This window comes from Streptomyces sp. NPDC048057, assembly GCF_040653095.1.
Classification (GTDB): domain Bacteria; phylum Actinomycetota; class Actinomycetes; order Streptomycetales; family Streptomycetaceae; genus Streptomyces.
In genome coordinates this window covers 22,159-46,940 of sequence record NZ_JBEZNF010000032.1, presented here as the reverse complement: position 1 = coordinate 46,940, position 24,782 = coordinate 22,159, and the positions used below count along the sequence as shown (strand labels likewise).

At 72.5% G+C, this 24,782-nt stretch carries 18 protein-coding genes; 9 read left to right on the top strand and 9 right to left on the bottom strand.

Annotation, left to right across the window (positions count from 1 at the left end; all coding sequences use genetic code 11):
* Positions 1–133: 133 nt before the first annotated feature.
* Positions 134–823, bottom strand: coding sequence for a response regulator (locus AB0E05_RS30535; protein ID WP_361969469.1), 690 nt, complete (start codon positions 821–823; stop codon positions 134–136).
* 91 nt (positions 824–914) lie between these two features.
* The gene (locus AB0E05_RS30530) at positions 915–2,573 is read right to left on the bottom strand and encodes an ATP-binding protein (RefSeq protein ID WP_361969466.1); all 1,659 of its coding nucleotides are present in this window, start codon (positions 2,571–2,573) and stop codon (positions 915–917) included.
* A 186-nt stretch (positions 2,574–2,759) separates the two neighbouring features.
* Between AB0E05_RS30530 and AB0E05_RS30525 the strand changes: the two genes are divergently transcribed.
* Positions 2,760–4,133 (top strand): cation:dicarboxylase symporter family transporter, encoded by a 1,374-nt coding sequence (locus tag AB0E05_RS30525; protein WP_361969463.1) that lies wholly within the window; start codon positions 2,760–2,762, stop codon positions 4,131–4,133.
* Between the two features lie 116 nt (positions 4,134–4,249).
* Here the strand turns inward: AB0E05_RS30525 and AB0E05_RS30520 are convergent, their stop codons facing one another.
* Entirely contained in the window at positions 4,250–4,837 is a 588-nt protein-coding gene (locus tag AB0E05_RS30520; RefSeq protein ID WP_361969460.1) for a DUF4240 domain-containing protein, read from the bottom strand.
* A gap of 153 nt (positions 4,838–4,990) precedes the next feature.
* Between AB0E05_RS30520 and AB0E05_RS30515 the strand changes: the two genes are divergently transcribed.
* From AB0E05_RS30515 to AB0E05_RS30505, 3 genes are read left to right on the top strand one after another with little or no spacing between them, the layout of a single operon-like run.
* Complete coding sequence (locus AB0E05_RS30515; RefSeq protein WP_361969457.1) at positions 4,991–5,920, top strand: NAD(P)-binding domain-containing protein; 930 nt, start codon at positions 4,991–4,993, stop codon at positions 5,918–5,920.
* A gap of 53 nt (positions 5,921–5,973) precedes the next feature.
* Positions 5,974–6,381 carry a MerR family transcriptional regulator gene (locus AB0E05_RS30510; protein ID WP_361969454.1) on the top strand — a complete coding sequence of 136 codons (408 nt, stop codon included), beginning with the start codon at positions 5,974–5,976 and terminating at the stop codon, positions 6,379–6,381.
* Positions 6,378–6,713, top strand: a complete 336-nt coding sequence (locus AB0E05_RS30505; RefSeq protein WP_361969451.1) for a thioredoxin domain-containing protein — start codon at positions 6,378–6,380, stop codon at positions 6,711–6,713. The genes AB0E05_RS30510 and AB0E05_RS30505 overlap by 4 nt, the downstream gene beginning before the upstream one ends.
* 20 nt (positions 6,714–6,733) lie before the next feature.
* On the opposite strand, the gene AB0E05_RS30500 is transcribed toward AB0E05_RS30505, so the two are convergent.
* A complete protein-coding gene (locus AB0E05_RS30500) occupies positions 6,734–7,456 on the bottom strand; it encodes a leucine-rich repeat domain-containing protein (RefSeq protein WP_361969600.1) in 723 nt (240 codons plus the stop codon).
* Positions 7,457–7,728: 272 nt separating this feature from the next.
* Between AB0E05_RS30500 and AB0E05_RS30495 the strand changes: the two genes are divergently transcribed.
* Together AB0E05_RS30495 and AB0E05_RS30490 are read left to right on the top strand one after the other, a co-directional pair.
* Positions 7,729–9,993 carry a UvrD-helicase domain-containing protein gene (locus AB0E05_RS30495; RefSeq protein WP_361969449.1) on the top strand — a complete coding sequence of 755 codons (2,265 nt, stop codon included), beginning with the start codon at positions 7,729–7,731 and terminating at the stop codon, positions 9,991–9,993.
* 8 nt (positions 9,994–10,001) lie between these two features.
* Positions 10,002–10,502 carry an SRPBCC family protein gene (locus tag AB0E05_RS30490; protein ID WP_361969446.1) on the top strand — a complete coding sequence of 167 codons (501 nt, stop codon included), beginning with the start codon at positions 10,002–10,004 and terminating at the stop codon, positions 10,500–10,502.
* Positions 10,503–10,901: 399 nt separating this feature from the next.
* On the opposite strand, the gene glgB is transcribed toward AB0E05_RS30490, so the two are convergent.
* From glgB to AB0E05_RS30465, 5 genes are all read right to left on the bottom strand, one after another.
* The gene (glgB, locus tag AB0E05_RS30485) at positions 10,902–13,328 is read right to left on the bottom strand and encodes a 1,4-alpha-glucan branching enzyme (protein ID WP_361969443.1); all 2,427 of its coding nucleotides are present in this window, start codon (positions 13,326–13,328) and stop codon (positions 10,902–10,904) included.
* Positions 13,329–13,397: 69 nt separating this feature from the next.
* Positions 13,398–14,792, bottom strand: coding sequence for a maltokinase (locus AB0E05_RS30480; protein ID WP_361969440.1), 1,395 nt, complete (start codon positions 14,790–14,792; stop codon positions 13,398–13,400).
* 457 nt (positions 14,793–15,249) lie between these two features.
* Positions 15,250–16,956, bottom strand: coding sequence for a maltose alpha-D-glucosyltransferase (gene treS / locus AB0E05_RS30475; protein WP_361969437.1), 1,707 nt, complete (start codon positions 16,954–16,956; stop codon positions 15,250–15,252).
* Positions 16,953–18,941, bottom strand: a complete 1,989-nt coding sequence (locus tag AB0E05_RS30470; RefSeq protein WP_361969434.1) for an alpha-1,4-glucan--maltose-1-phosphate maltosyltransferase — start codon at positions 18,939–18,941, stop codon at positions 16,953–16,955. The genes treS and AB0E05_RS30470 overlap by 4 nt, the downstream gene beginning before the upstream one ends.
* A 343-nt stretch (positions 18,942–19,284) precedes the next feature.
* Positions 19,285–20,214: an NmrA family NAD(P)-binding protein gene (locus AB0E05_RS30465; RefSeq protein WP_361969431.1), complete on the bottom strand. Its 930-nt coding sequence runs from the start codon at positions 20,212–20,214 to the stop codon at positions 19,285–19,287.
* Between the two features lie 120 nt (positions 20,215–20,334).
* On the opposite strand from AB0E05_RS30465, the gene AB0E05_RS30460 reads away from it, so the two are divergent.
* The 3 genes from AB0E05_RS30460 to AB0E05_RS30450 all read left to right on the top strand — a co-directional run bounded on the left by AB0E05_RS30460 (position 20,335) and on the right by AB0E05_RS30450 (position 24,552).
* Positions 20,335–21,315 carry an AraC family transcriptional regulator gene (locus tag AB0E05_RS30460; RefSeq protein ID WP_361969428.1) on the top strand — a complete coding sequence of 327 codons (981 nt, stop codon included), beginning with the start codon at positions 20,335–20,337 and terminating at the stop codon, positions 21,313–21,315.
* 88 nt (positions 21,316–21,403) lie between these two features.
* Positions 21,404–22,840 carry a 4-hydroxyphenylacetate 3-hydroxylase N-terminal domain-containing protein gene (locus tag AB0E05_RS30455; RefSeq protein WP_361969425.1) on the top strand — a complete coding sequence of 479 codons (1,437 nt, stop codon included), beginning with the start codon at positions 21,404–21,406 and terminating at the stop codon, positions 22,838–22,840.
* Entirely contained in the window at positions 22,837–24,552 is a 1,716-nt protein-coding gene (locus tag AB0E05_RS30450) for an MFS transporter (protein WP_361969422.1), read from the top strand. The genes AB0E05_RS30455 and AB0E05_RS30450 overlap by 4 nt, the downstream gene beginning before the upstream one ends.
* Positions 24,553–24,782 lie beyond the last annotated feature (230 nt).

Below are 24,782 nucleotides of genomic sequence, written 5' to 3'. Positions count from 1 at the left end.
GGCCGAAACCCCTGGTAGCTCCGCTACCAGAGCTTCCGGCCGCCTTGTGATCGCACGCACCGGACGGCACTCCTCACGGGCAAACATTGCCGGTCACGGCACTAGCGGCCGGCAGGGCGCCGACGACCACGGATTACGGCGCCGTCAGCCACCGGTACTGGAGCTCAGGGCGGCCGATCTGGCCGTACTGGGGGCTGCGGGCCGCCCGCCCCTGGGTGACCAGGTGCTCCAGGTAGCGGCGCGCCGTGATGCGGGAGATGCCCACCGCCGCGCCCGCCTCCGCCGCGGTCAGCCCCTGCGGCGCCTGGCGCAGGCTGCGGGTGACCGCCGTCAGCGTCGGACCGCTCAGCCCCTTCGGCAGCGCACCGCCCTCCGGCGCCCGCAGCGTCGCCAGCGCGCGGTCCACCTCCTCCTGGCCGCTCGCCTCGCCCGCCGCCGCGCGGAAGTCGGCGTACCGGGCCAGCCGGTCCCGGAGCGTGGCGAAGGTGAAGGGCTTGAGGACGTACTGCACCACGCCCAGCGACACCCCCTCCCGGACGATCGCCAGGTCCCGCGCCGACGTCACCGCGATCACGTCCGCCGAGTGACCCGCGGCCCGCAGCGAGCGCACCAGCGCCAGGCCGTGACCGTCCGGCAGATAGAGGTCGAGCAGCAGCAGGTCGACCCGGGTCCGCTCCAGGACCCGCACCGCCTCGGAGCGGGAGTGGGCGACGCCGGCGACGCGGAAGCCGCTGACCCGGCCGACGTACAGCGCGTGCGCGTCCGCCGCGACGGGGTCGTCCTCGACGACCAGGACGCTGATGGGCTCGTCGCTCGCGCTCATGGGTGGTGCACCTCCGCGGTGGGCAGCGGCGATCGTACGACACGGCCCTGAGCGCCCCCGGAACCCGTCCCCACCGGCCCGTACGCTCCCGTCACGCCGGCACCCGGGACTCCAGTGGCAGCCGTACGGTGAACTCCGCGCCGCCGTCCGGGCCTTCGGCCAGCACCACGGTGCCGTGGGCGCGGTGGACCGCCTGGCGGACCAGGGCGAGCCCGAGGCCACGGCCGGGGCCGTGGGTGGACCAGCCCCGGTGGAAGACCTCGTCGGCGCGGGCGGGGTCGACGCCGGCGCCCGTGTCGTGCACCCGCACCAGCAGCTCGTCGGTCTCGGCGTACGCGGTGACGGTGACGCGGGCCCGGAGCGCTCCGGGCCGGGCGGGGGAGCCCTCGGGGCGCCCGTCGGCCGCCGCCTCGGACGCGGCGTCGACGGCGTTGTCGATGAGGTTGCCGAGGATCGTCACGAGGTCCCGGGCGGACAGGGCGGCCGGGAGGACGCCGTCGTCGATCCGGCTGTCCGGGGCCAGCACCAGCTCCACGCCCCGCTCGTTCGCCTGTGCCGCCTTGCCGAGGAGGAGGGCGGCGAGGACCGGTTCGCCCACCGCGGCCACGACCCGGTCGGTGAGCGCCTGGGCGAGTTCCAGCTCCGCGGTGGCGAAGGCGACCGCTTCCTGTGCCCGGCCGAGTTCGATCAGGGAGACCACGGTGTGCAGCCGGTTCGCGGCCTCGTGGGCCTGGGAGCGCAGGGCCTGGGTGAAGCCGCGTTCGGAGTCCAACTCGCCGAGCAGCGACTGGAGTTCGGTGTGGTCGCGCAGGGTCACCACGGTGCCGCGGCGCTCCCCGCCCACCACCGGGCTGGTGTTGACGACGACGACCCGGTCCGCGGTGAGGTGGACCTCGTCGACGCGGGGCTCCGCGGCCAGCAGCGCCCCGGTCAGCCCCGGCGGCAGGCCCAGTTCGGCGACGGGCCGGCCGACGGCGTCCCCGTCGAGGCCGAGCAGTTCGCGGGCGCCGTCGTTGACGAGGGCGATGCGGCGCCGCCCGTCGAGCATCAGCAGTCCCTCGCGCACCGCGTGCAGCGTGGCCTGGTGGTAGTCGTGCATCCGGCTCAGCTCGCCCGCGTTCATGCCGTGGGTGTGGCGGCGCAGCCGGGCGTTGGTGACGTACGTGCCGACGCCGCCGAGTGCGAGGGCGCCGCCGGCGACCACGAGCAGCCAGAAGACCTGCTCGCGGACCTGCTCGCTGATGGTCTGGATGGTGATGCCGGCGCTGACGAGCCCGACGACGCGGCGCTCGCCCCCGGCGCCGGCAGCGCCGTTCTCGTACACCGGCACGACCGTGCGGATGGAGGGGCCGAGCACGCCGAGGTGCTTCTCGCTGTACACCTCGCCGCGCAGGGCCTGCTCGGTGTGGCCGAGATAGGCGCGGCCGATCTCGGAGGGCTCGGGGTGGGTCAGGCGGGTGCCGTCGGGCGCCATGATCGTGACGAAGGCGACGCCCGCGTCCCGGCGGGCCCGCTCCGCGTAGGGCTGGAGCTTCGCGGAAGGGTCCGCGGTCTGGATCGTGGCGGCCACCCAGGGGGAGCCGGCGACGGTCGCGGCCGTGGCGGTGGCCTGACGGCGGGCGGTGTCCTCCGCCTGGGAGCGGTCGGTGAGGTACGCGAAGAGGGCGCAGCCCGCGACGATCACCGCGACGAGGACGACCTGCATCGCGAAGAGCTGGCCCGCGAGGCTGCGGGGGCGGGGTAGGCGCATGGAGACAGTTTGCCCTTCGAATCATGACTTTTGATATGGCGTGCCAGATTCGTCACCCGGCTCGTTTGTGCGTGCAGGGGCTCGGCCGTGAACGAAATGCACGCAACGGTGACCCGGGTCACAGCGTGATGGATATTCGCCGAAATCCATACGGGACATGGAACGGCACACATTCGAGGAGGACCCGTGGCTGCAACGGCAGGCAGAAGGGACCGCACGCACTACCTGTACATCGCTGTGATCGTCGCGGTGGTGTTGGGCATCACCGTCGGTTTCGCAGCCCCGGGAGTCGCCGTCGAGCTGAAGCCCATCGGCACGGGCTTCGTGAACCTCATCAAGATGATGATCTCGCCGGTGATCTTCTGCACGATCGTGCTGGGCATCGGTTCGGTCCGCAAGGCGGCCAAGGTCGGCGCCGTCGGCGGGCTCGCGCTCGGCTACTTCGTCGTGATGTCGATCGCCGCGCTGGCGATCGGCCTGCTCGTCGGCAACGTGCTGGACCCGGGCAACGGCCTCCAGATCACCGAGGCGGCGAAGGAAGCGGGCGGCAAGGCGGCCGAGGGCGGCGGCGAGTCGACCGCCGAGTTCCTGCTCGGGATCATCCCGACGACGCTGGTCTCCGGCTTCACCGAGGGCAAGGTCCTGCAGACCCTGCTGATCGCGCTGCTGGCCGGCTTCGCCCTCCAGGCCATGGGCACGTCGGGCGAGCCGGTGCTGCGCGGCATCGGGCACATCCAGCGGCTGGTCTTCCGCATCCTGGCGATGATCATGTGGGCGGCCCCGGTCGGCGCGTTCGGCGCGATCGCGGCCGTGGTGGGCGAGACCGGCGTGGACGCCCTGAAGTCGCTGGCCGTGATCATGATCGGCTTCTACATCACCTGCGGACTCTTCGTCTTCGTGGTCCTCGGCGCCCTGCTGAAGCTGGTCGCCGGCGTCAACCTGTGGGCGCTGATGAAGTACCTGGGCCGGGAGTTCCTGCTGATCGTCTCCACCTCGTCGTCCGAGTCGGCGCTGCCGCGGCTGATCGCGAAGATGGAGCACATGGGCGTCAGCAAGCCCGTGGTCGGCATCACCGTGCCCACCGGCTACTCCTTCAACCTCGACGGCACCATGATCTACCTGACGATGGCGTCGCTGTTCATCGCCAACGCGATGGGCGACCCGCTGACCATCTCGGAGCAGATCTCGCTGCTGGTCTTCATGTTCATCGCCTCGAAGGGCGCGGCCGGCGTCACCGGCGCCGGCCTGGCGACCCTCGCCGGCGGCCTCCAGTCGCACCGCCCCGAACTGGTCGACGGCGTCGGCCTGATCGTCGGCATCGACCGCTTCATGAGCGAGGCGCGGGCGCTGACGAACTTCGCGGGCAACGCGGTCGCGACCGTGCTCGTCGGCACCTGGACGAAGGAGATCGACAAGGAGCGGGTCGAGGCGGTGCTCGCCGGCCGCATCCCGTTCGACGAGAAGACCCTCCTCGACGACGGCCACGGCGCCCCGCCCGCGGACGACGCCCCGGACGTCCCGGAGCAGCGCGACCAGAAGTCCGTCCCCACGAAGGTCTGACCCCGCCGGCCCGGGAGCCCTCCCCCTTCCCCTCCCGCGCCGCTCCCCACCCGCGCCCGCCCTCCGGCTTCCCCCATGACGGAGGGTGGGCGCGGGCGCGTTCGGCACCGGGCCGATCAGGCGGCGTCGCCGGACTCGTGGGCGTCGTCGTCGAGGAACAGCGCCGAGAGGCGCGGAAAGCGGCGGTGCATCTCCGCTTCGTCGTCGAAGTCGAACTCCTCGCCTATGTCGACGGGCGTCCGGTCCTCTTCGCCGCGGGCGGCGCGGTGGCGGGTGCACGCCTCGTAGAAGTCCTCCGCGCCGGTGATCCGCTCGTACGCGGTGCGGGCCGCGTAGTTCACGTCCTCGTAGAAGACGTAGTCGACGCCGCCCACGGTGGCGTCCTCGGCGACGACGGGATTCTCGGCGAGCGCGTCGGGGTGGGCCGACGCCTTCTCGTACCACTCGCGGCCGAGGGCGACCAGACCGGCCCGGAAGTCCATGAAGCTGTCGTCCGAGCAGCCGCCGCCGATGAGGTAGGCCGCGGCCCACACGTCCCAGCGGTAGATCGCCGCGGTCATCTCCTCGAAGCGCTCTTCGTAGGCGAGGACGTCCGACGCGGGACGGGTGGCGAGGACGTCGACCAGGGCCGCGTCGAAGGGGCGGTCCGCCGTGGCGGTCGAGCGGGCGGTTTCGACGACGCGCCAGAACTCCGTGAGATCCATGGGGCGGAACTCTGCCACCCGGGTCTGACAACCGCCCCCGAAAACGGGTCCCGTCCCCCGCAGACGCCTGACCTGGATGCTTACCCCGAGGTGCGTTGCTCACTTCAAGGTCAGTACTTGTCCGCCCTGACTGCCGCGTCAACGATGACGGTCATGACCAGGGACAACACCCCATCCACAGGATCCACAGCAGACCGCGCCACCACCGTACGGCCGGGCGCCGTCACCGTCATCGGCCTCGGCGGCATGGGACGCGCGCTCGCCGGCGCGTTCCTCGACGCCGGACACCCCACCACCGTGTGGAACCGCACCCCCGGCAAGGAGGGCGACCTCGTCGAGCGGGGCGCCGTCGTCGCCGCCAGCGCCGAGGAGGCCGTACGGGCCAGCGGGCTCACCCTGGTGTGCCTCCTCGACTACGACGCCTCGGACGCGGTCCTCGAACCGCTGGCCGACGCCCTCGCCGGCCGCACCCTCGTCAACGTCACCTCCGACGTGCCCGAGCGCAGCCGCCGCACGGCCGCCTGGGCCGAGCGGCACGGCATCGCGTACCTCGACGGCGCCGTGATGGTGCCCGTCACCATCGTCGGCACGGAGCACGGGCTGCTGTTCCACGCCGGTCCGCGCGACGTCTTCGAGCGCCACGAGGACACGCTGCGGGCGCTCGGCGGCCGGACCGAGTACGTCGGCGCGGACCACGGCCGGGCCGCCGCCTTCGACCTGGCGCTGCTGGACTTCTTCTACGGGGCCATCAGCGGCATGATCCACGCCTTCGGGATGGCCAAGGAGGAGGGGGTGGACGCGGTCGACGTCGCCCCGTACATGGCCACCATCGCCGCCATCCTGCCGCCCATGCTGCCGGTGCACGCAGCCGAGGTCGACACCCGCACCTACGGGACCGGGGGCGGCGGCCTCGGGATGATGGCGACGGCCGTCGACCACGTCGCACACCTGGCGCGCAGCCACAAGCTGGACTCCGCACAGATCGACGCCATCAAGCGGACGGCGGACCGGGCCAAGGAACTCGGGCACGGGGACCACACCTGGGCCGCGACGTACGAAGCGCTGCTCTCCCCACGGCCCTGAACGGCCCGCGCCCCCTTGCCTTGACGCCGGCGTCAAAGTCTAGGTTCGCCGACATGAGAATCGGCGAACTGGCCGAGCGCGCCGGGACCACCACCCGCACGCTCCGCTACTACGAGACCCGCGGACTGCTGCCCGCACGGCGCGCGGACAACGGCTACCGCAGCTACGACGAGGGCGACCTGCGGCTCCTGGAGGAAATCAGGACCCTCCAGGACTTCGGATTCGACCTGGAGGAGACCCGGCCCTTCGTGGAGTGCCTGCGGGCGGGGCACCCGGCCGGGGACGCCTGCCCCGCCTCCCTCGCCGTCTACCGGGCCAAGCTCGACGAACTGGACGGGCTGATCGAACGGCTCCGGTCGGTGCGGGAACGGGTCGGCGCCCAACTGGCCCGGGCCGAACTCGAAGCGCTCGACTGCCCGGCGCCCCGCTGTGCCCGGAGCGTCGCGGAGGGGGAGCTGTGACGGGGACGGCGGGCGTCGCGGACGTGACCGACGCCGACTTCACTGCGCGGGTGCTGGAGTCGGAGCTGCCGGTGCTGGTGCAGTTCACCGCGGTCTGGTGCGGGCCGTGCCGGATGCTGAAGCCGGTCCTCGCGGACATCGCCCGCGAGGAGGCGGAACGGCTCACGGTGGTGCAGATCGACGTGGACGCCAACACGGAGACGACGCAGCGGTACGCGGTGCTCTCCACCCCGACGCTGATGGTCTTCCGCGGCGGCGAGCCGGTGCTGTCGACCGTGGGCGCCAAGCCCAAGCGCCTGCTGCTGCGGGAGCTGGCCAACGTCCTCGACTGACACGCGCCACGGAACGGCCCTCAGCTGATCAGCACCGCGCAGCCCCGCCGCTCCAACTCCTCGACCACCCCCGCATCCGGCGCCCCGCCCTCCCAGCGGTCGTTCCACCGCAGGTCCAGCTTCTCCAGCGCGGGCATGCGGGTCACCCAGGAGGGCAGGGCGCGCAACCGGTTCGCCCGGAGGTCCAAGGAGCGCAAGCGCGGGAGGGACGCCAGCGCCGCGGGCACCTCGGCCAGTGCGTTCTCCCGTAGCTCCAACTGCCGCAGCTCCCGCAGCTGCGCCACCGCATCCGGCAGCCCCGTCAGCGCGTTGCCGCGCAGCCACAGCTCCCGCAGCGCCGTCAGCCGCCCGACGCGGGTCGGAAGCCCCGTCAGGGCGCACTGCTGCGCCCGCAGTTCGACCAGGGACGTCATCGACCCCAGCTCGTCGGGGAGCGCGGTCAGCGGGTTCTCGCCGACGTTGAGGTAGCGCAGCGCCGTCAGGCGGCCCAGGGACGCCGGCAGCTCGGACAGCCGGTTGTCGTGGAGGTAGAGGAAGCGGCTGAGCGAGCGCAGCTCGCCGATCTCCACCGGCAGCGAGGTCAGCGCGTTGTGGCCCAGGTCCAGGGTGCGCAGCCGGCGCAGCGCGCCGATGCGCGGGGACAGTTCGGTCAGTCCGTTGTCGGCGAGGATCAGCACCTGGAGGTCGGTGCGGTCCCAGACGGAGTCCGGCGCACGGCCGAGGTCCTGCCGCCAGAGGTTCAGTTCGTGGAGCGGTTCGCGTTCGCGGGCGGAACCTTCGCCGTGGGATTCAGGGGGCACGGCACCCTTTGTAACAAAAAATCCCCCGCCGAATGATCGGTCGAGGGTTTTCGTGATTGCCTTGCTCTGCGTATATTGGTTGTTTGCCTGTTCTCCCGAGGGAAACGGAATCGAGAACGGCGAAATTCGTCAACAGGTGACACCTTATCGCGTCAGGAGCTGAATTGTCAAACGGGGAATGTGAGAAAGACCGGCACGCCGCCGACGGTGCGGAATTGGCGGACGAGCAGCAATTCCTTTCCGCCGTCTACACCCGTCTGGAAGAGCTCCGCGGCGAGGCCGAGGCCACCGTCCGGGCCTCCCTGGCCCAGCTCGGCACCGGCCGCCAGGCGCGCGTCGAACGCGACGTGCGCACCTTCGAACGCTCCGCCCACCTCGCCGCGCTCAACGCCGTGGAGTCCGGACTCTGCTTCGGCCGGCTCGACTTCCAGGACGGCACGGTCCGCCACATCGGCCGCATCGGCATCCGCGCGGCCGACCCGGACCTCACGCCCCTGCTCGTCGACTGGCGCGCCCCCGTCGCCCGCCCCTTCTACCTCGCGACGGGGTACGAGCCCATGGGGCTGCGCCGGCGCCGGCACATCAGCACCCACGAGCGCACCGTCACCGCGCTGCACGACGAGGTCCTCGACCTGCGGGACACCGGCAGCACCGGCTACGAGGACCACGACGCCGACTCCGTGCTGCTCGCCGCGGTCTCCGCCGCCCGCACCGGCCGCATGGCCGACATCGTGCAGACCATCCAGGCCGAACAGGACCGCATCATCCGCGCACCGCGCCAGGGCGTGCTCGTCGTCGAGGGCGGCCCCGGCACCGGCAAGACCGCGGTCGCGCTGCACCGCGCCGCGTACCTGCTGTACGCGGAACGGGAGCAGCTCGCCCGCCGCGCCGTGCTGATCGTCGGCCCGAACCCGGCCTTCCTCGGCTACATCGGCGAAGTCCTGCCGTCCCTCGGCGAGACCGGCGTCCTGCTGTCCACCCTGGGCGAACTCTTCCCCGGCGTGCACGCCACCGGCGTCGAGCCGCCGGCCGCCGCCGAGGTCAAGGGCCGCACGGAGATGGCCGCGGTGCTGGAGCGGGTGGTGCGCGACCGCCAACTGCTGCCCGAGACCATCCCCGACGCCCCCGGCGCGGACCACGAGTCACAGGGCACCCTCCCCGAGCCCGCGCTGCTCGTCGACCACGAGCAGTACGGCACCCTGCGGCTGCACCGCGAGATGGCGTACGAGGCACGGGACCGGGCCCGCGCCACCGGGCTGCCGCACAACCTCGCCCGGCCGCACTTCGCGTTCCGGATCATCGACGCGCTCACCGCGGAGCTCGTCGACCGGCTCGGCGCCGACCCGTACGGCGGACCGAACCTCCTCGGCCCCGACGACGCCGCCCAGATCGGCAAGGAGATCGCCACCAGCGCCGACGTCCATGCGGCCATCGACGAACTGTGGCCGCTGCTCACCCCCGAGCAGGTCGTCGCCGACTTCCTCGCCGCGCCCGAGGGCCATCTGACCGAGGACGACGCGCTGCTGCTGCGGCGCGAGGACGGCGCCTGGACCCCGGCCGACGTGCCCCTCCTCGACGAGGTCGCGGAACTCCTCGGCGTCGACGACAGCGCCGAACGCGCCGCCGAAGAGGCCGCACGGCAGGAGCGGATCGCCTACGCGCAGGGCGTGCTGGACCTGTCGTCGGGTTCGGAGTCGTACGAGTTCGAGGACGAGGAGTCCGAAGTCCTCGCCGCGCACGACGTCATCGACGCGGAGCGGATGGCCGAGCGGCACGAGGAGGCCGACCACCGCAGCGCCGCCGAGCGCGCCGCGGCGGACCGCACCTGGGCCTTCGGGCACATCATCGTCGACGAGGCGCAGGAGCTGTCGCCGATGGCCTGGCGGCTGCTGATGCGGCGCTGCCCGACGCGTTCGATGACCCTGGTCGGCGATCTCGCGCAGACCGCGGAGCGCTCCGGCGCCGGCACCTGGCAGCAGATCCTCGGGCCGTACGTGGGCGACCGCTGGAACCACGCCCGACTCGGCGTCAACTACCGCACCCCGGCCGAGATCATGGCGCTCGCCGCGGCGGCGCGCCGCGCCACGCACCCCGACTTCGAGCCGCCGCGCTCGGTGCGGTCGACCGGCGTCGAGCCGTGGCGCGAACGGGTCGCCGAGGGCGACCTCGCCGCCGCGGTCGCCGCGGCCGTGCGCCGCGAGACCCCGCAGGAGGGCCGGCTGGCCGTGATCGCCCCGGCCGAACTCCACGCGCAGCTCGTGCAGGGCCACGCGGAACTCGCGGGCGGCGCGGTGGACCTCACCCGACGCGTGGTGCTGCTCGACCCGCGCGCGGCGAAGGGCCTGGAGTTCGACGCGGTCGTCCTCGTCGAACCGGGCCGCTTCGACGACAGCGACCTGTACGTGGCGATGACGCGCGCGACGCAGCGCCTGGGGCTGATCCACGCCGGTGAACTCCCGGCCGGCCTCAAGGGGGAGTGAGGCGCCGCATGGACGTCCACAACGTGCACGAACGCGTCCTGGCTGCGCCGGCGGAAGAGGTCGGCGCGCTCATCGACACCCTGAGCAGCCCCAAGGACCGGCTGTGGCCGCACCGCGCCTGGCCGGCGATGGTCTTCGACCGGCCGCTCGGGGTCGGCGCGAGCGGGGGCCACGGTCCGGTGCGCTACACCGTCGCCGCGTACGTCCCCGGGGCGTCGGTGCGGTTCGCCTTCCGCGGGCCGCGGGGGTTTCACGGCTTCCACGAGTTCGCCGTGCACGCGGTGGACGAGGAGCGGACGGTGCTGCGCCACGTCCTCGCGATGGACGCGCGGGGCCCGGCGCGGGTGAGCTGGCCGCTGGTCTTCCGCCCGCTGCACGACGCGCTCCTGGAGGACGCGCTGGACCGTGCGGAGTCGGCTCTGACCGGAACGGTCCGCGAGCCGTCGCGCTGGAGCCCGTACGTCCGACTCCTGCGCACCTCGATCCGCCTCGCGCGAATGCTCCGCTGAGGCCGCGGTCCCGCCGCGCTGGTCGAGCGACCGTGGCGACCGCGGCCCGGTGGGTGGTTTGTCGCGCAGTTCCGCCCCCTACGCCCAGAGGGCGTGGGGGGACCCCCAGCGCCCCTGAATCGCTCCTCCCCGTCCCTTGTCTGCGGGCTGGGCCGGGGGTTTTGGGGCGTTCCCCTGGGCGTAGGGGACGGAACTGGCGAGAACAGCCGTCGATACCCCGCAGGTAACCACCCGAGGGAAGCGAAACAGGGGCGCGGGGAACTGCGCGACAAGCCACCCACCGGGCCGCAGACGCGACAACACAGCACGCCGCACGGCGAAACCGCGCCTGCTGGGCAACCCGCATCGCTGACTCGTGCCCCAGTCAGCAGGGGCGTGGGCAGCCCGCGCGGGGGACGCCTACGCCGGGCGGAGCCAGAGCGTGGCGAGCGGTGGCAAGGTCAGCACGACACTGGAGCCGCGGCCGTGGGACGGGGTCGGCTCCGGGTGGACCGTCGCGCGTTCGCCCGAGCCGTTCCGGATGCCCGCACCGCCGTAGCGGGACTCGTCCGTGTTCAGCACCTCCTCCCACGTGGGGATCCACTCCGGCACCCCCAGCCGGTAGCCCTCCCGCACCACCGGGGAGAAGTTGCTGACCGCGACGAGCGGATGGCGCGCCGCGTCGAAGCGGAGATACGCGAAGACGTTGTCCTCCGCCGCGTCCGCGTCGATCCACGCGAAGCCGTCGGGCGCGGAGTCCCGCTCCCACAGCGCGGGCGTCGCGCCGTACACCGCGTTCAGGTCGCGTACCAGGTGCCGCACGCCCCGGTGGTCGGGCTCGGCCGCGTACGAGGGGTCCAGCAGCCACCAGTCGGGGCCGTGGGACTCCGACCACTCCGCGCCCTGGGCGAACTCCTGGCCCATGAAGAGCAGTTGCTTGCCGGGGTGGGACCACATGAAGCCCAGGTAGGCGCGGTGGTTGGCGCGCTGTTGCCACCAGTCGCCCGGCATCTTGCCGACCAGCGCCCGCTTGCCGTGCACGACCTCGTCGTGCGAGATCGGCAGGACGTAGTTCTCGCTGTACGCGTACACCATCGCGAAGGTCATCTCGTGGTGGTGGAACTTGCGGTGCACCGGCTCGCGGACCATGTACTCCAGCGAGTCGTGCATCCAGCCCATGTTCCACTTCAGGCCGAAGCCGAGGCCGCCGCTGTCGGTGGGGCGGGTCACCCCGTCCCAGGCGGTGGACTCCTCCGCGATGGTGACCACCCCGGGGCAGCGCCGGTAGACGGTGGCGTTCATCTCCTTGAGGAAGGCGACCGCGTCCAGGTCCTCCCGGCCGCCGTGCGCGTTCGGCGTCCACTCGCCCTCCTCGCGGGAGTAGTCGAGGTAGAGCATCGAGGCGACCGCGTCCACCCGCAGCCCGTCGATGTGGAACTCCTCGCACCAGTACACCGCGTTCGCGACGAGGAAGTTGCGGACCTCCTTGCGGCCGTAGTCGAACTCCAGCGTGCCCCAGTCCGGGTGCGCGGCCCGCGCCGGGTCCGCGTGCTCGTACAGCGGGCGCCCGTCGAACTCCGCGAGCGCCCACTCGTCGCGCGGGAAGTGCGCCGGCACCCAGTCCATGATCACGCCGATCCCGGCGCGGTGCAGCGCGTCGATCAGATGGCGGAAGTCGTCGGGGGAGCCCATGCGGGAGGTCGGCGCGTAGAAGCCGGTGACCTGGTAGCCCCACGAGCCGCCGAAGGGGTGCTCCGCCAGCGGCATCATCTCCACGTGCGTGAAGCCGAGGTCCTTGACGTACGAGGGGAGCTGTTCGGCGAGCTGGCGGTAGGTCAGCCCGGGGCGCCAGGAGGCGAGGTGGACCTCGTACACCGACATCGGCCCCTCGTGGGCGGGGCGCCCGGACCTGCGGGCCAACCACTCTTCGTCCTGCCAGACGTGGTGCGACCGGGTCACCACGGAGGCGTTCGCCGGCGGCACCTCGGTGTGCCGGGCCATCGGGTCGGCCCGCAGGGTGTGCGTGCCGTCCGGGCGCGCGATCTCGAACTTGTACAGCGCGCCCGCGTCGATGCCGGGGAGGAACAGCTCCCACACCCCCGACGAGCCCAGCGACCGCATCGGATAGCCGCCGCCGTCCCAGTAGTTGAAGTCGCCGGCGATCCGCACGCCCCGCGCGTTCGGCGCCCACAGCGTGAACCGGGTGCCGGCCACCCCCTGGTGGACCAGCGGGTGGGCGCCGAGCGCCCGCCACAGCTCCTCGTGCCGCCCCTCGCCGATCAGATGCAGGTCGAGTTCGCCGAGGGAGGGCAGCAGCCGGTACGGGTCGTGCGTCTCGACCTCGTGGACGCCCCGCCCGTCCGGGGTGTCGTACGTGATCAGCAGCCGGTACTCGGGGACCGCCGCGGTGGGTTCCGGCAGCAGCGTGGAGAACAGGCCGTCGCCGTCGTCGTGCAGCGGGAGCCGCTGCCCGTCGGGGACGAGGAGGGCGACCGCGCGCGCGTACGGGCGCAGGACGCGCACCGCGACGCCGGCGGGCCCGGCGTGCGCCCCGAGGACGGCGTGCGGGTCGTGGTGCCCGCCGCCGAGCAGCCGTGCGCGCTCCTCGGGCGCGAGGGGCGGTGCCGCGGGCACGCCCGGCTGCTCGGCGGCCTGCCGGCGGGCGGTGCGGACGGGCGCCTTCCGTACCGGCGGCGCCGGGCGCGCCGGCTTCGCCGTGCCCGAGCGGGCCGGCCGTGCGGCGGCGGTCTGTTGGACCGTCGGCCTGGGCACGGACGACGTGGGCGCCGGGGCGCCCGCCGCTTCGGTGTCGGGGGTGTCGTGGTACGGGGGGCGTGCGGGGGTCACGGGTACGGGCCTCCTTGGAACACAATGCGAGAACTCGAAAGGGGGAACACGGCGGGAGAAGGGGGTCGTTCAGGCGACGGCGGCCAGCCGGTCGATCGCCGCCATCGGCACAGGGAGCCAGTCGGGGCGGTGCCGGGCCTCGTACACGACCTCGTACACCGCCTTGTCGGTCTCGTACGCGCGCAGCAACTCGGGCTCGGACCGCGGGTCGACGCCCGCGGCCTCCGCGTAGCCCTCGCAGTACGCCGTCCGGCAGCGCTCGGCCCAGGACGGGTTCCACGGGCGGTGGGTACGGGCCGCGTAGTCGAAGGAGCGCAGTATCCCGGCGACGTCCCGCACCGGCGGCTGGGGGCGGCGGCGCTCGGCCAGCGGGCGGGCCGGCTCGCCCTCGAAGTCGATGACGGACCAGTCCGGGGCGGCGTACAACGCCTGGCCGAGGTGGAGGTCGCCGTGGACGCGCTGGACCCGCCAGGGGCGCCCGGTGTCCCCGAGGTCCGCCAGCGCGTCGAAGGCGGAGCGCAGCCGGGGCGCGTACGCCAGCAGCCCGGGCACCGCGTGCGCGGCCTCGTCCAGGCGGCGGGCCATCGCCGCGGCCAGCTGCCGGGCGTGGGCGCGGTCGAGGGCGACCGTCGGCAACTCGGCGGCGAGCGCGGTGTGCACCTCGGCGGTGACCCGGCCCAGCGCCCTGGCCTCCGCGGTGAACGGCCGGCCGGCGGCCAGCGCCTCCAGCGCGAGCTGCCAGCCGTCCCGGGAGCCGCGCAGGTACGGCTGGAGCACGCCGAGCGTGTACGGGTGCGGCGCGGTCGTCTCGTACCAGGCGACCGGCACCGGCACCCGCGGGCACCCGGCGCGTGCCAGCGCCAACGGCAGCTCCAGGTCGGGGTGGGGGCCGGGCTGGACGCGCCGCAGCACCTTGAGGACGTACTCGTCGCCGTACACCAGCGACGAGTTGGACTGCTCGGCGTCGAGCGGGCGTGCGGCCAGTGCGCCCGGTACGGCGGGGGCGTGCTCGAACCGTTCGAAGCGCAGCGGCCCCAGGGTGCCGGGGGTGCGCAGCCGCTCCAGGACCAGCTCCGCCAGCCGCGGGTCGAGCAGCCCTTCGTACACCGTGCGGTCGGTGAGCGGGCCCGTGGCGGGGCGGCCGATCAGCGCGGGGGCGAGGTGCGGCGGCAGCGCGTCCCGCACGCCGAGCAGGAGCTGGTAGCAGTCGTCCGGCGTCGAGGAAGCCCCCTGGTGGACCGTCACCAACAGGTGCAGCAACCCCGGTCCCGCGCCCGGTCCGGCACCGGTCACGGGCAGCAACTCGGTCGCCGACACCAGCGAGAAGCCGGTGATCGACCGGCCCTTGCCGGCGAACCAGCGTTGGCGGGGCAGCCAGGACCGCAGCAGCGGGGCGAGCGAGGGGAGCAGCGGTACCAGCGGGAGTCGGCCTACGGGAGTGCGGGTGGCAGCAGCCTCCGACATGGCATCGCGTCCTTTCCCCGAAATATACCCTTTTGTCACATATGCGGAGAGTGTCGCGGATCATGGCGTCCACTGTCCGGCGGCGCGCGGAGCGGGCGCTCAGAGTGCCCGCTGCGGGGGTGGGGCGAGGCGTGCGGAAGGTTGCGTCCGGACGCCCGGCCGTGGCCGGGACGGCCGGCCGGGCGTCGTGAAGGATCAGCCGGAGGGCCGGTCCCAGGCCATGTCTGACAAATCCCGTCTGGGCCGCGGCGTTCGGCACGCACACTCTCCCCCGTGGCCCTTCGGACACGGGAGGGTCCCCCAGCGTTGTCGGATCGTCCTCGTACTACCAGTACGAGGACGACCTCCCCCTGGCTTCGCCGGGGGTACCCCCACCGCCTTGCGATTGCACGCACTGGGGGTACCCCCAGCCGAAGGTCTGGGGGAGCCGCGGCCCCCGCCCTAAGGGCGGACGACGCTATTTGCCAGACATGACCTGGCGCAGGCGGAACCAGTAGAAGCCGTGTCCCGCGAGGGTGAGCAGGTACGGCCACTGGCCGATCGCCGGGAAGCGGACCTGGCCGATCAGCTCGACGGGCCGTCGGCCGGCGAACTCCCGCAGGTCCAGCTCGGTGGGCTGGGCGAAGCGGGAGAAGTTGTTCACGCACAGCACCAGGTCGTCCTGGTACTCCCGGGTGAACGCGAGCACCGCGGGGTTGGAGGAGGGCAGCTCGGTGTACGCGCCGAGCCCGAAGGCAGGATTCTGCTTGCGGATCTCGATCATCCGCCGGGTCCAGTGCAGCAGCGACGACGGACTGCTCATGGCCGCCTCGACGTTGGTGACCTGGTAGCCGTACACCGGGTCCATGATGGTCGGCAGGTACAGCCGCCCCGGGTCACAGGAGGAGAAGCCGGCGTTCCGGTCCGGCGTCCACTGCATCGGGGTGCGCACCGCGTCCCGGTCGCCGAGCCAGATGTTGTCGCCCATGCCGATCTCGTCGCCGTAGTAGAGGATCGGCGAGCCCGGCAGGGACAGCAGCAGGGCGGTGAACAGCTCGATCTGGTTGCGGTCGTTGTCCAGCAGGGTCGCGAGGCGGCGGCGGATGCCGATGTTGGCCCGCATCCGCGGGTCCTTGGCGTACTCCGCGTACATGTAGTCGCGCTCTTCGTCCGTGACCATTTCGAGGGTCAGCTCGTCGTGGTTGCGCAGGAAGATGCCCCACTGGCAGTTCTGTGGGATCGCCGGGGTCTTGGCGAGGATTTCCGAGACCGGGTAGCGCGACTCCCGGCGCACCGCCATGAAGATCCGCGGCATCACCGGGAAGTGGAAGGCCATGTGGCACTCGTCGCCGCCCGCCGCGTAGTCGCCGAAGTAGTCGACGACGTCCTCCGGCCACTGGTTGGCCTCGGCCAGCAGCACCGTGTCGGGGTAGTGGGCGTCGATCTCCTTGCGGACCCGCTTGAGGAAGTCGTGGGTGCGCGCCAGGTTCTCGCAGTTGGTGCCCTCCTCCTGGTACAGGTACGGCACCGCGTCCAGCCGGAAGCCGTCGATGCCGAGGTCCAGCCAGAACCGCAGGGCGGAGACGATCTCCTCCTGCACGGCCGGGTTCTCGTAGTTGAGGTCCGGTTGGTGGGAGAAGAAGCGGTGCCAGTAGTACTGCTTGCGGACCGGGTCGAAGGTCCAGTTCGACGACTCGGTGTCGACGAAGATGATCCGGGCGTCCGGGTACTGCTTGTCGTCGTCGGCCCAGACGTAGTAGTCGCCGTACGGCCCGTTCGGGTCGGAGCGGGACTGCTGGAACCACTCGTGCTGGTCGCTGGTGTGGTTCATGACGAAGTCGATGATGACGCGCATGCCGCGCTGGTGGGCGGCGTCCACGAACTCGACGAAGTCGGCCAGGTCGCCGAACTCCGGCAGGACCGAGGTGTAGTCGGCGACGTCGTAGCCGCCGTCGCGCAGCGGCGACTTGAAGAAGGGCGGCAGCCAGAGGCAGTCGACGCCCAGCCACTGGAGGTAGTCGAGCTTGGCGGTGAGCCCTTTGAGGTCGCCGACGCCGTCGCCGTCGCTGTCCTGGAAGGAGCGCACCAGGACTTCGTAGAAGACGGCCCGCTTGAACCAGTCGGGGTCGCGGTCCTTCTCGGGAGTGTCCTCGAACAGGTCGTGGACGGGTTCATTGACGATCATGATGTGGGTGACCCTCCGATCGGCGGGGACGGTCGCAGAGCCACGACGTGCGCGGGCGTGCTGCCCGGCTCAAGGCGCACATAGGCGGCTCTGCCCCAGTGATAGGTCTCACCGGTGAGCAGATCGCGCACCGGGGCGGTCTCGTGCCATGCGAGCCCGAGTCGCGGCATGTCCAACGAGACCGTGGCCTCCTGGGTGTGGTGGGGGTCGAGGTTGGCGACGACGAGCACGGTGTCCTGGCCCGCCCGCTTGGAGTACGCGATCACCGAGGGGTTGTCGGTCGCGTGGAAGTGCAGGTTCCGCAGTTGCTGGAGCGCCGGGTGGCGCCTCCTGATCCGGTTGAGGGCCGTGATCAGGGGGGTGATGGTGCGCCCCGAGCGCTCTGCCGCCGCCCAGTCGCGGGGCCGCAGCTCGTACTTCTCGGAGCGCCGGTACTCCTCGCTGCCCTCCCGCAGCGCGGTGTTCTCGCACAGTTCGAAGCCGGCGTACACGCCCCAGGAGGGGGAGAGCGTCGCGGCGAGCACCGCCCGCACCTCGAAGGCCGGGCGCCCGCCGCGCTGGAGGTAGGCGTGCAGGATGTCGGGGGTGTTCACGAAGAAGTTGGGGCGCAGGTAGGCGGCGGTCTCCCCGGACAGCTCGGTGAGGTACTCCGTCAGCTCCTGCTTGGTGGTGCGCCAGGTGAAGTACGTGTACGACTGCTGGAAGCCGACCGCGGCCAGCGTGCGCACCATCGCCGGGCGGGTGAACGCCTCCGCGAGGAAGATCACGTCCGGGTCGGTGCGGTTGACCTCCGCGATGACCTGCTCCCAGAAGGCGACCGGCTTGGTGTGCGGATTGTCGACCCTGAAGATCCGCACCCCGCGGCCCATCCACAGCCGCAGCACCCGCAGGGTCTCCTCGACCAGGCCGCGCAGATCCGCGTCGAAGGCGATCGGGTAGATGTCCTGGTACTTCTTCGGCGGGTTCTCCGCGTACGCGATGCTGCCGTCGGCCCGGTGGGCGAACCACTCGGGGTGCCCGGTGACCCAGGGGTGGTCCGGGGAGCACTGGAGGGCGAAGTCGAGGGCGACCTCCAGGCGCAGGGCGCGCGCGGTCTGCACGAAGTGCGCGAAGTCCGCGGGGGTGCCGAGGTCGGGGTGGATCGCGTCGTGGCCGCCGTCGGGCGAGCCGATCGCCCACGGCACGCCGACGTCGTGGGGGCCGGCGGCCAGGGAGTTGTCCGGGCCCTTGCGGTGGCTGGTGCCGATGGGGTGCACCGGCGGCAGGTAGACGACGTCGAAGCCCATCGCGGCGATCGCCGGCAGCCGCTCGGCGGCGGTGCGGAAGGTGCCCGAGACCGGGGGGCGGCCGGGGGTGACGACGGCGCCCTCGGAGCGCGGGAAGAACTCGTACCAGGAGCCGAAGAGCGCCCGGCGGCGCTCCACCAGGAGCGGCAGGGGGCGGGAGAGGGTGACCAGTTCGCGCAGCGGGTGGCGGGCGAGCGCCCGGCGGGCGTCCGAGGCGAGGGCGGCGGCGAGCCGGGTCTCGGGCTCCTCGGTGTCGTCGCGCAGCGCGTCCACGACCGCGAGCACCGCCTCCCGGCCGTTCCGCTTCGGCACGCCGCCGGCGGCGCGTTCGTACAGCCGTGCGCCCTCCTCCAGGACGAGCGCGGTGTCGATGTCCGCGGGCACCTTCACCTCGGCCTCGTGCAGCCAGTCGGCGAGCGGGTCGCTCCACGACTCGACGGCGTAGCTCCAGCTGCCCTCGACGTCCGGGGTGACGTCCGCGCCCCAGCGGTCCGAGCCGGGGGCGAGTTCCCGCATCGGCGTCCAGGGGCCCGGACGGCCGCCGGGGCCGCGCAGGACGACGTTCGCCCCGACGGCGCCGTGGCCTTCGCGGAACACCGTGGCGCTGATCCGGAAGGTCTCACCGACGACGGCTTTGGCGGGCCTCCTCCCGCAGTCGACCAGGGGACGGACGTCCAGGACGGGGATGCGACCGATCATGGGCTCACCTGTGAGGGCTGTGCGGGCGGGATGTCTGACTTGATATCAGATGGGGTGAAATCTAGTGATGTGCCGGTTTTGTTGAAGTCTCCTGATATTTGTAACGTGCTGGTAGGTCGCTGACGGGCCGGGTCCCCGACTGCCCCCGTCCGCGTTCACCCGGTGGGCGGAAGGAACCGGCCCGGTACGGGCGCACACGCCCGAGGGCCCCGACGCGTCGTGCGTCGGGGCCCTCGGGCAGGTGTGTCCGGTTAAGGCTGCGTCAATTCCCAGCTCGGCTCCCTGGGGCCGATGGCGGGCGCGTCGGCCGTACGGGCCGCGGAGGTCCGGTCGAACGCGTCGGTCATGCCATCTCCTCGATCCACATGTGCCACGGCTGGCGGGCCACCCACTCCTCGACGGCCGCGGGCTTCACGGACAGGGCCGTCGATGACGTGCCGCCGTCGCAGGCCATCAAGTTCGGCTCCAGGCCCGAGGCCATGTAGTGGTACAGCCCGGACACGCCGGCCGCCGCCTCGGGGCCGACGATCTGGGACAGGCCCTGTTCGAAGACCTGCGGGGCCAGCGGCACGTACCGCACCTCGCGGCCCAGGCCGCGGGAGAACGCCGCCGCCAACTCGTCGCCCGTCAGTGACACCGAGCCGCCGATGTCGAAGGTGTGGCCCCCGATGCCGTCCACGGTCAGCGCCGCGAACACCGCCTCCGCGAGGTCGCGGTGCGAGATCCACGCCGTCGGCGCGGCCTCGGGCAGCGGATACGCCAGCACGCCCTCGGACAGCAGCGCCGGCCCGTTCCACGGGCTGAACAAATTGTCGAGGTACACCGGCGGGCGGACGACCACCAGCTCCACGCCGCTCTGCGCCAGTCCCTCCCGCAGTACGGTTTCGGCCAGTCGCCGGGTCTCGAACGCGACCACGTTCGTCGTCCGGTGCGGCACGCGCGTGTTGGCGTTGTACACCAGCCGCCGCACTCCGGACTCCCGCGCCGCCTTCGCGATGTGCTGCGCGTACCGCATGACCGTCTCCGCCTGGTACACCAGGGGCATCACGACGGCTGCGTGGGTCGCGCCCTCGAAGAGCTGGCGCACGTCCTCGTACCGGCCGAGGTCGCCCTCGCCGAAGGAGACGCCCGGCAGTTCCGGACGGTCCGCTTCGGCCTTGCGGCTGAGGGTACGGACCTGGTGGCCCCGCTCCACGAGCAGCCGCGCTGTCGCACCTCCCTGGAAGCCGGTCGCCCCCACGACCGCCACGCGCATCGGAATGTGATCGGACATGTGTCTGAAGAGCCCTTCGATAAGGTTGAGGTCGCTGCCGGGTACGGCTCTTCCCAGGCTCGCGGCGGCGGCTTCGGCCGATCAATTAACAAACCGGGTCGGAGGTTGAAGGATCGTCCAATGGACTCAGTTGAGACTGCCGCGACCGAAGGCGACGACCTTCTCAGCGAGCTGATGAAGCCCCTGCGCCTCACGGGCGTGTTCGACAGCCGCTGGAACGTCCGTGCCCCGTGGGCCATCGAGGGCGACGCGGAGGAGAGCTGCGCCGTCCTGCACTTCATCACCGAGGGCTCCTGCTGGATCACCGCGGACGGACGCACCCCGTTCCGGCTGCACGAGGGCGATCTGGCGGTCTTCCCGACCGGCACCGCGCACCGGCTCTCCGACCACCCCGAGCGACGCGGCGGCGTCGCGCTCGGCAGCATGCTGCCCGAACGCGAGCCCGGCACCTCCGGCGAGATCAGGATCGACGGCGACGGGCCGGTCAGCCGGCTGCTCTGCGCGGGGCTGCACTACGACGAGTACGCCGCCACCGGGCTGTACCAGGCACTGCCCTGGGCACTGGTGATGGACTGCTCCCAGGTCGACCAGGAGCCGCTGCTGCGCGACACGCTGCGGCTGCTGGCCGCCACCGACCGGCCGGTGGGCCCGGGGGACCGGCTGGTGACCCTGCGCGCCTTCGAGATGGCGCTGGTCCTCGCGCTGCGCCCGCTGCTGCGGGAGCTCGCGGACAACCCCTCGGCGCTGCCCGTGCTGCGCCACCCCGGGATCAGCAAGGCCATGGTGATCATCGCCACTCGGTTCGCCGAGCCCTGGACGATCGAGTCACTGGCCCGGGCGGTCGGAATGTCCCGGTCCGCCTTCACCGCCGCCTTTCGGGAACTGGTCGGTGAGGCGCCCGCCCGGCACCTCACGGGGCGCCGGATGCAGGAGGCGGCAAGACTGCTCGGGGAGACGTCCGTACCGCAGTCCGCGGTCCCGCAACGCGTCGGGTACCAGAGCGCGGTCGGATTCCACTTGGCGTTCCGGAAGTGGTTCGGCATGACGCCGGGCGAGTACCGAGCGGGGCGGCCCTCATCTGCGCGCCTGGCCGGTTCTTAATCACCACTGGACGGTCGTTCATTGCTCACTGTCCCCGGCGGGAGCCAGGCTCGGTTCCGTCGGGGGACGGTCCGTTTGAGGAGAAACGTTGATCAGGTCTGGCCGGCACTACCTCGATGCCCTGCGCGACGGGCGCGAGGTCTGGCTCGACGGCGAACGCGTCAAGGACGTGACGAGCCATCCCGCCTTCCGCAACACTGCTGCGTCGATCGCCGGGCTCTACGACCTCGCCCGTGACTCCGCCCACAGCTCCGTGCTGACCAGCGACGGAGTGCACCGCGCGTACGTCGTCCCGCGGACGCAGGCGGACCTGGTCGCACGGCGCGCGGCGTACAAGGTGTGGGCCGAGGCCAGCTACGGCTTCCTGGGGCGCACGCCCGACTACATGGCGAGCGGCGCCGCCGGCTTCGCCGCGCTGCCCGGGCTGTTCACCACGGACTCCTTCGACGGCGCCGACAACGTCCTCGCCTACCACCGAAGACTCGCCGAGAACGACCTGTACTGCGCCTTCACCATCACCAACCCGCGCTCCGGCACGGGCTCCGAGGACCTGCTGGTGAAGGCGGTGGCGGAGCGGGACGACGGCATCGTGGTCAGCGGCGCGAAGACGATCGGCTCCGGCGCCGTCTTCTCCGACGAGGTCATCGTCGGCACGATCGAACCGCTCGCGCCGGACGCCGTCGACCAGGCGCTCTGCTTCAGCCTGCCCACCGACACCCCGGGCCTGAAGCTCGTCTCCCGCACCTCCTACGAGGCGCAGGCCCGCAGCACCTTCGACAACCCGCTGTCGTCCCGCTTCGACGAGAACGACGCGCTGCTGGTGTGCGAGGACGTCTTCGTGCCGTGGGAGCGGGTGCTGACCTACCGCAACGTGGCGGCCACCGCCGCGATGTGGTGGCAGACGCCCGCGTACGTCAACTTCGTGCACCAGGCCGCCACCCGGTTCTGGACCAAGCTGGAGTTCCTCACCGGGCTCGCGATCCTGGTGACCCGGTCCAGCGGCACGTACGAACTGCCGTCCGTCACCCAGGCCGTCGGCCGGCTGCTGGGCATGGTCGCCCAGGCCAAGGCGTTCGTGCTGGCCGTGGAGGCCGACCACGAACCCGTCAACGGCGGCGCCGGCGGGGTGATGCCGGGCCGGGAGATCTCGTACGCCCAGCGCATCATGGCCGGCGAGCTGTACCCGCGCGCCGTCCAGGAGGTCAAGGGGCTCCTCGGCGGCTCGGTCTTCCAGCTCCCGGCGTCCGGGGACGACCTGCTCCACCCCGAGCTCGGGCCCGTCGTCGAGCGCTATCTGCGCGCCCCCGGCACCCCCGCCAAGGACCGGGTCAAGCTGCTCAAACTGGCGTGGGACGCCCTCGGGTCGGAGTTCGCGGCGCGCCACGAGCAGTACGAGCGCTTCTACCACGGCGCGCCCCACGTCTCTCTGACGATGCAGACCTGGGCGGGCGGCGCGGAGAACAGCGAGCGGCTGGCCCGGGCGTGCCTCGACGGTTACGACCTGGGCGGCGGGGTCGGCACGTGACCCCGGGCTCCCCACACGACGATCCCGCCGACTCCGCTCCGTCCGACCGGTCGCCCGGCCGGGTCAACGGCAGCCGGGTGCCGCACGGCGGGGACCGGGACGCGGGCGCTGCCGACGGGCGGCCCGGTGACGCCGGGGGGCGCCACCGAGCCGCCGCTCCACCCGGGGGCGCCGTCGCCGAGGCCGTGGGCCGTCCCGTGCTCCGCACCAGGGCCGCGCTGGCCCTGCTGGCCTCCACCCAGCTCCTGCTGATCATGGACACGGCGATCATCAACGTCGCCCTGCCCTCCGTCGGCAAGGACCTCGGCGCGGACTCCGCAGCCCTGTCGTGGGTGGCGAACGCCTTCCTGATCACCTTCGGCGGGCTGCTGCTGCTCGCCGGCCGCACCGCCGACCTGCTCGGCCACCGACGGCTGTACCTGACCGGGCTCGGCGTGCTCACGGGCGCCTCGGTCGTCGGTGCGCTCGCCGGCAGCACGGAGCTGCTGATCGCGGCCCGCGCGGTCCAGGGCATCGGCGCGGCCTTCGCCGCTGCCGCCGCCTTCGCGCTGCTGCTGAACCTCTTCCCGCACGGCCCGGCGCGCCACCAGGCGCTCGGCGCGTTCGCCGCGATGGGCGGACTCGGCGGGGTCGCCGGCACGGTGCTCGGCGGCGTCCTCACCGACGTCCTCGGCTGGCGCGCCACCTTCTGGCTCAACGTCGTCGTCGCCCTCGTGCTCGCCGTCGCCGCGCTGCGGCTGCTCGACGCCGGCGGACGCACCGACGCCCGCGGCTTCGACCCCGTGGGCGCCTTCACGGCCACCGCGGGGCTCGGCCTCGTCGCGTACGCCCTCGTCGGCGCGGGGGACGCGGGCTGGACCAGTGCGCGCACCCTGGTCGCCGGGGGCGCGGGGCTCGCCCTGCTCGGCGCGTTCGCGCTCGTCGAGTCCACGATCGCCCACCCGCTGGTGCCGCCCGCCGTGCTGCGGCGGCCCGTGCTGCGCCGGGCGAACGTGCTGTCCGGGCTGGCGCAGATGTCGCTGTTCCCGATGTTCTTCCTGGTCAGCCTCTACCTGCAGAGCGTGCTCGGGCAGTCGCCGCTGGTCGGGGGGCTGGGACTGCTGCCGCTGTCCCTGGTCGTCGTCGCGGTCGCTCCGCAGGTGGGCGCGGTGATCGGCCGGATCGGCCTCGGCACCACCATGACCGTCGGCTTCGCGCTGCTGGGCGCCGGACTGGTCTGGCTCGCGCTGGCGCTCAGACCTGACGGAACGTTCTTCTCCACGGTGTTCGCGCCCAGCCTGGTCCTCGGAGTGGCCCTGCCACTGGTCATGGTCACCACCAACGTGGCGGCCACCGCGGACGCCGTACCGCAGGAGACGGGGCTGGCGTCCGGTCTGATCAACACCAGCCAGCAGTTCGGCTCGGTCCTCGGACTCGCCGTCCTGGTGGCCGTCGCCACGGCCGGCACCGCCGGCACCGACGCACCCGTGCCGACGTCCGGCTTCCGCACCGCGCTCCTGGTCGGCGCGGGCATCGCCGCGCTGGCCGTGCTGCTGGCGCTGCGTCTGCACCGCACCTCAGCGGGTACGCGCCCGTCCGGAGCCGTACGCACCGCCGGACCGCGTCCCGCAGCCGACACCGGGGCCCGGACCAGCCCCGGCCGCGCGCCCTTAGCCGGGCCCGCCACCGATCCAGCGGTCCGCCCGGACCGCGTCGGCGGAGCCCCGGAGTAACGACCTGGTCGGCGATAGGGAGTGGATCAGTGAGCGGCGTCATGGGGCTTCGAATCCAAGGCGGAGGAGGGAGGCGACGCGGTGGGGGTACCGCCCGTGCCCGCAGGGCACAGGGGGCCGTCGTTGACCGACGACAACGCAGGAGGCGGAGTCGCATGACGCCGCGAGCCCGCTCCCTATCGCCGACCAGGTCGTAACGGCGCACGGAAGGGCGTGCGGCGCGCACGGTC